7 protein-coding genes are annotated in these 5669 nt (G+C 61.7%); 1 reads left to right on the top strand and 6 read right to left on the bottom strand.

Annotation, left to right across the window (positions count from 1 at the left end; translation table 11 throughout):
* Positions 1–43: 43 nt before the first annotated feature.
* From ACWAUG_RS13275 to ACWAUG_RS13250, 6 genes are all read right to left on the bottom strand, one after another.
* On the bottom strand, positions 44–673 hold the full coding sequence (locus tag ACWAUG_RS13275) for a hypothetical protein (RefSeq protein WP_460802785.1): 630 nt from the start codon (positions 671–673) through the stop codon (positions 44–46).
* Complete coding sequence (locus ACWAUG_RS13270; protein WP_460802784.1) at positions 670–1761, bottom strand: hypothetical protein; 1092 nt, start codon at positions 1759–1761, stop codon at positions 670–672. Before ACWAUG_RS13270 ends, ACWAUG_RS13275 begins: the two co-directional genes overlap by 4 nt.
* Positions 1762–1781: 20 nt before the next feature.
* Positions 1782–2693: a hypothetical protein gene (locus ACWAUG_RS13265; RefSeq protein WP_087015138.1), complete on the bottom strand. Its 912-nt coding sequence runs from the start codon at positions 2691–2693 to the stop codon at positions 1782–1784.
* Between the two features lie 136 nt (positions 2694–2829).
* Positions 2830–3471, bottom strand: coding sequence for an AAA family ATPase (locus tag ACWAUG_RS13260; RefSeq protein WP_454118757.1), 642 nt, complete (start codon positions 3469–3471; stop codon positions 2830–2832).
* A 247-nt stretch (positions 3472–3718) separates the two neighbouring features.
* Positions 3719–4708 carry an SRPBCC family protein gene (locus ACWAUG_RS13255; RefSeq protein ID WP_460802783.1) on the bottom strand — a complete coding sequence of 330 codons (990 nt, stop codon included), beginning with the start codon at positions 4706–4708 and terminating at the stop codon, positions 3719–3721.
* Positions 4705–4950: a hypothetical protein gene (locus ACWAUG_RS13250; protein ID WP_087015135.1), complete on the bottom strand. Its 246-nt coding sequence runs from the start codon at positions 4948–4950 to the stop codon at positions 4705–4707. The genes ACWAUG_RS13255 and ACWAUG_RS13250 overlap by 4 nt, the downstream gene beginning before the upstream one ends.
* A gap of 78 nt (positions 4951–5028) precedes the next feature.
* Between ACWAUG_RS13250 and ACWAUG_RS13245 the strand changes: the two genes are divergently transcribed.
* Entirely contained in the window at positions 5029–5511 is a 483-nt protein-coding gene (locus tag ACWAUG_RS13245) for a hypothetical protein (RefSeq protein ID WP_087015134.1), read from the top strand.
* Positions 5512–5669: the final 158 nt, after the last annotated feature.

Below are 5669 nucleotides of genomic sequence, written 5' to 3'. Positions count from 1 at the left end.
GTGCGAGAGTCCAGAACAGAAGTCACCCACCCACAATCGCGCGTCAATCACGAACCATATGGGAGACACGCCCTAGCTCGTCGTCACTGTCGCTGGTTGTGTGTTCAGGGTTGAGTGTGTCGTCCTGGACCATGATGTCGAACGACTCTGTCCCGCGATAGAAGCCTCCGAATCGCATCCACTCTGGGTACTCCTCGATGTACGTTTCGTTCCTCTCCTCAGAGATCTCGTACTTTTGTGTGATTGTTCGCACCGTGTCGATCACGTCGTCCCATTGCTCGACAGGGATACGGATTTCTGCTCCGTAGCTGGCGGAGTTGTAGGTGGTGAGCAGCGAGGTGCCACCGTACCCGTTGCCTTCTTCAGGGAACCATCCGCCTTCGTTCGATGTGGTCCATTCGGTGATCCCGTATTCGGCTTCGAGGGCATCCTTCACTTCGCTGATGAGTTGGTTCGCGCGAGCTTCCACCTCTTCGGCCATGGGCAAGGCGAGCACGTCGCTTGCGGGGATGCCCGCGTTGGCGGGGTAGTCGACCCAGTCGATCGTGACCGTGTTTCCATCGGCGTCTGTCGTGGTGGTCGTTGCGGGCTGGGTGCATCCGGCAAGCAGCAGCGTCGCTAGCACGCCTGCCGCCAGCGGCACCAAAATGCGTTTCCGTGCGTTGTGTTTCATGATTCTTCTCTCACCCAGGTATTGTCTTCGCCGTCGTCGTGTAGCGCCCACCTGATGGGTTCGTCTACGTATCTGACGCGGGGCGTGAACCAGTAGGTTTCGTCCGGCCCCCACCCGGCGATCACACTCGCCGTTTCGTTATCGACCGGGATCGCCGTGCTTGCGGCAGACAGGTACGTCAGCGTGCACAGGTGCACGGCGTCGTAGTGCTCTGCGACTTTCGCCCAGTCCGGGATCGCCCAACTCCCGTCTCGGCCGGTGGTGCGATACCAGTCGTGCCGCTTCTGTGCGGTCACCTCGATCGGGAACCGGCGGCACAACGATGCCCAGGCTTCTGCGGTGTCGATCTCGAAGATGCGCAACCCCGCAGGTATCCCGACCCGTCTCGTGGTCGCGTGTTCCCACCCGAGAGTATCTTCCACGAACCACAGCCCAGCAGGAGCACCGTCAGGCAGTGCGCGGGTTGATGAGGGCAGTTCCCACGGTGGTCTCGACCACCAGCTCCCGCTCCAACTCGCCGCCGGGTCGGTAGGACGTTCACGGCGAGCGGTGAGTTCTTCTGCCAGAACCTCATCCTGCACGTGTCGGAGCCTCGAGAGCGGGTCTTCGAGCACGGTGCGGGGTGGTGCTCCATCCCATTCGACCTGCCATTGCAAACGTTCCTCCACCGGAGCACTCCACCAAGCGGTGTGCGGCGACGCGGCAAGGTGTGCTGCGACACGACGCAGTGACGCAGCCAGTTCGGGCATTCCCGCAAGGATGTCTGTGCCGTCGGGTTCTTGCCAGTACCTCGCAGCACTCACTGATTCAGCGACGCAGTCGCGCAGTAGCTCCGGCGTCACCTCAACCAGCGGGACGGCCCCCATACGGGATGCGATCTCGGCGGGACTGATTTCCTGAGTCTCCGCACCAACGTCACCAAACAGTTGCACCGAGGTGCCCTTGCCCGGGTCGAGATGGTACGAGGCGAGGAACACTCCCGCAGTCAGTGATTCCTCCCGATACTCGGGGTCGCGTTGACGCTCAGATGCGAGCGCGAACTCGAGCAGCAACCGTCGCCCACGAGGACCGGCCAGAAGCATCTCCATGATGCGTGTCCTATCTTCGTTCATCGAGGATCCCGTCGGTTCGTCACCGGTTTGTAGCCTGTGGCGGTTTCGATGAGCAACTCGATATCTCCTGGGGCAGGCCACCCCATAAGCTCGCTCAGATCGCGTCCGGTGTTGTTCCAGCTGTCTCGTGCTTCGTCTGACCAGTCCGCGCCCTCGTCTATGCGGATGCTCTCCAACCGGCCGTCCTCAACGAAGATGCGGATATCGAAGGTGCGGTTTCCGAGTGCGCGGAAGCCCCCGATAGCCGGGAACGTCGCATCCCCAGGCACAGCCCGCGGCAGACCCTTCGGCGTGTCGAACTGCGCAAACGATATATCGAGCGCCCCGTCGCCAAAACTGACCACACGCGCCCCGGCAAGCTGTTCCCGCAACTCCGGTGCACCGTGCCCATCCGTCGCAGACAGCACATGCGACGCCATCTCTCGAAGACCAGCAGGCATATCGATCAGTGCGCGCTCCGGTTCCTCGAAGTCGTCCAGATCATCGACGCCAGCGCGATCGCTCACACGACCCATCCACCACGCCAACGCGGAGAGCGCCGCTTCACCTGCGGCGAGCCAAAGTCTGGGCCTTCTCGCGCCAACGCGCACAAGCCCATCGTGAAGACGCGCATCAATGGCTTCACCAGCTTCGGCAAACCCAAAGACCGCACCCGCCGCTCCCGTAGTCACCGCCACACGTCCGACAGGACCGAGCAGATCGGGGCCGGTGTTCTTGCTGGTGCGAAGGCTTACCCACATCGTCCACGCCGCCACCGCGGCAACCCCGACCCGGTAGCCAAGGCGGCGACCGGTGGTGAGTTTCCGCGGCTCAACCAGCGCCAGCGCTGCAACCAGCCCCGTCGAGACGACTCCGTGCACGACACTGCTCGGATCATTCGACCGACGCGCAAATCCACGAACACCCATACTCTCAGGCTACCGATACCTCCTCACTGCAACCCGAATGCCGCCGCCGAGCGCACTCGCTTTAGGTGGCCCTTCACACACTAGGGATCGAGCAGAAGCGAACGAGATGTGCTTTCCCCGTCAGCGACAAATCAAGTCAGTTGTCCAGCCTGCTGTCAGTAGTCAGGTGGCGCAGATAACGGCCAGGTGCATCAAGAAATGATCGCCAGCTCTGCACCATGTCGAGTTCGTCGTATTCGCTGGCTCGGAGCCCCCATTCGCCTACTTCAAGGAGCTTCGCTTCGGGAAGGGAGGCGAGGATCGGCGAATGAGTGGACATGATCACCTGCGCACCGCTTGCCAGGAGTTCACGAATGTGCGCCAGCAACACGAGGCATCCGTTGAACGACAGAGCAGACTCGGCCTCATCGAACACCCACAGGCCACCGATCCGGGATCGAGTGGTGAAAAACTCGATGAAGGACTCGCCGTGGCTTTGGAAGTTGTGCCTCCCAGAGATGCCCACGTCATCGAGATAGGAAAAGTGGCCGTGCATCGTCTCTGCTCGCAGGAATACTCCCTGGCGGGTGCTTCCTGCGCCGCGCACGAGTTGCAGGTGGTCGGCAAGTCCTGATTCGGTGTGCTGGGTTCGGTGGAGCGAGTTTCTGGTTCCGCCTTCGACTCCCAGCCCGTAGGCCTCGGCAATCGCTTCGACGATCGTTGATTTGCCAGCACCGTTCTCGCCCACAAACACCGTCAGAGGCGAAAAATCAAGCCCCTGATCGAGAATCTGGCCCACAGCGGGGATAGTGGCAGGCCAGGAGTCACGTGTAATCGGGGCAAGACGATGCTCTTCAACACGACGCACGGGAAGACTTGAAAACAGATCACTCATACCGTGGCCAGATTACCCGTCCACTATCTGCATGAGCGGAGCACATCAAACGCGGCGATAGCGCTGGACATGATGTCTCGGACGGTTCGGATTTCCTCCGAGATGGCCCGGTATTGTGAATGTGCGTACTTTCGGAAAAGCCATCATCGGGTTATCGGAATGCTCGGCTGATGGCGCTGCCGGTCTGGAACAGTCCGATCCAGATCACGAACTTCAGCAGCGGGCGCACCGGGAGCCCGACGATACGCCTCCAGCCGGTCGATCGCGCCCAGGATGTCGTGATCGTTACCTGGGTTCCCCCGGCCGTGCTCGCGAGGTCGAACGTCGTCAGTGTCGGCCCACGGTGGGTTGCATCCGGATAGGTGAACTGCCACACAACATGGGCAGGTTGTTCTGCCTTCACGAGTTCGATGGTGCGTCGGTGAAACTGGGGTTTGATCTTCAGGGGCTTGCCGTCTGGCCGGGCCTGTGGTGCGCGCCCCTGCCAGAGCATCTCCGGGCGTGCTGACTCATCGGTCGCATCGATGGAGCCGACGCTGACTTCCCAGTCGGGAACCCGAGACGGGTCGGTCAGGAACTCCCAGACCTGATCGACCGATGCGGGAACGAATGCCTCCGTCGTGCCCGATACGCGACCTTTCTCCTGCGGTCTCCGCGGCGTCGCTTCGGGCAGAGTCGCGTCGGCGTGGTCGAGTCGACCCATCACTTCTGCGGGTGTCGTGCCGAGTCGTTGCAGGATGTCGAGGATCAGACCACTGGGTTCGATCACCAGTTCCCGGAGCACCGCTGCGGCGTCACCTTCGCGTTCTTTCCCACCAGAGCGTGCGATGAGGTCGGAGGCTCGTTTGCTCCACTGGTATCCGTCGGTCTCCTGGAACACGATTCGCCCCGGAGCGGGGAACGATGCGTCGATGCCGAGCGACGCCAGCTGCGCCTCGTGCTGCTCCTCCACGGCGAGACGCGCGGCATCCAAGTCGATGCCGATTTCACGCAGCACCCGCCCCGCACTCTGGTCACTGATAACGAGAGCAAGGAACATGTGATCAATGTCGGCCTCGCGGCGTCCCATCCGGGACGCTTCCTCCATAGCAGCCAGTGACAGGGATTGGCTGGTCTGGGCAGCGCGAGTGAACTTGCTCATGCGTTTCTCCTGAGGTTCGGGATCGTGGGGTCGACTCTCTTGGCGTGTTTCTTGTGCGCGGCCTGACGGGTCACGCCGAGCGCATCCGCGATCTCTTGCCACTTCATGCCCGCCCGCAACGCCGCTTCGACCTGCCGCAACTCCAGCGTGTCGGCAAGCACCCGCAAGGACGCGACCGCGCGGAGCCCTGCCTTCGGGTCAGTGGTGTCCGCAGCAACTTGTGCGATCTGTGAAGACTCCATAATGTCAACCTACGTTGCACACCGAGATTCTGTCAACTAGAGTTGCGGCAGCGCGTCGGACGCACTCAAAGGAGGAACGTGCACTACGGACCACTCACGGCCATCACTGGCGGCATTGCCGTGGCCTCCAACGACGCTCTTCATCTACGCATCACCCCTGAAGGCGTCACACATCACCGAGGCGCGACGGTGATCTCTGAAACGATCCCCTGGAGCGACATCATCGGCATCGAAGTGAACCTCCCGAGTTCATGGTTTCCGTGGCCTGGCGCACTTGCGACTACGGGATACGCACTCGTTACGCTCTTGTCTGGACAAGTCGAGGACGTTCACTCCGAGGAAAGCTCGATCACGGTGTCTCTCGCGGACGACAAGCATTTGGAGCTCCCCGTCAATCACGCAGTCGGAGGGTACTGGAAACGGGCGGTCACCAACGCTGGAATCCTGCTCAACGGGTTCATTGCCAAGCCGGAGCAGCGAAGCCTCCTGGCGCACCCGGAGCAAGTCATCCACCGATACGCGAACGCAACCCGCTGGCGCACACGACTCACCTCCGAGTAGAGGGCACCACACCCAGGACGCATTCGGTTCAATGCTAATCAGTCGCGACCAGCATCCTCCGACAAAAGTGCTAACAAAAGTGGCTCTTCGGACATTCGGTGGGGGTCATGGGGTGAGGCCGCCGGCGGCGAGGAGCATGCGGAGGCGGTAGTTGTCGC

The organism is Microbacterium sp. GXF6406 (genome assembly GCF_054798215.1).
Note: the sequence above shows the minus strand (reverse complement) of the source record. Positions and strands in the feature narration are given on the sequence as shown.

Excerpts from the sequence above, each read along its gene's own strand:
- ACWAUG_RS13275 (WP_460802785.1), bottom strand. The coding sequence starts at position 673 with ATGAAACACAACGCACGGAAACGCATTTTGGTGCCGCTGGCGGCAGGC.
- ACWAUG_RS13270 (WP_460802784.1), bottom strand. The coding sequence starts at position 1,761 with ATGGAGATGCTTCTGGCCGGTCCTCGTGGGCGACGGTTGCTGCTCGAG.
- ACWAUG_RS13265 (WP_087015138.1), bottom strand. The coding sequence starts at position 2,693 with ATGGGTGTTCGTGGATTTGCGCGTCGGTCGAATGATCCGAGCAGTGTC.
- ACWAUG_RS13255 (WP_460802783.1), bottom strand. The coding sequence starts at position 4,708 with ATGAGCAAGTTCACTCGCGCTGCCCAGACCAGCCAATCCCTGTCACTG.
- ACWAUG_RS13250 (WP_087015135.1), bottom strand. The coding sequence starts at position 4,950 with ATGGAGTCTTCACAGATCGCACAAGTTGCTGCGGACACCACTGACCCG.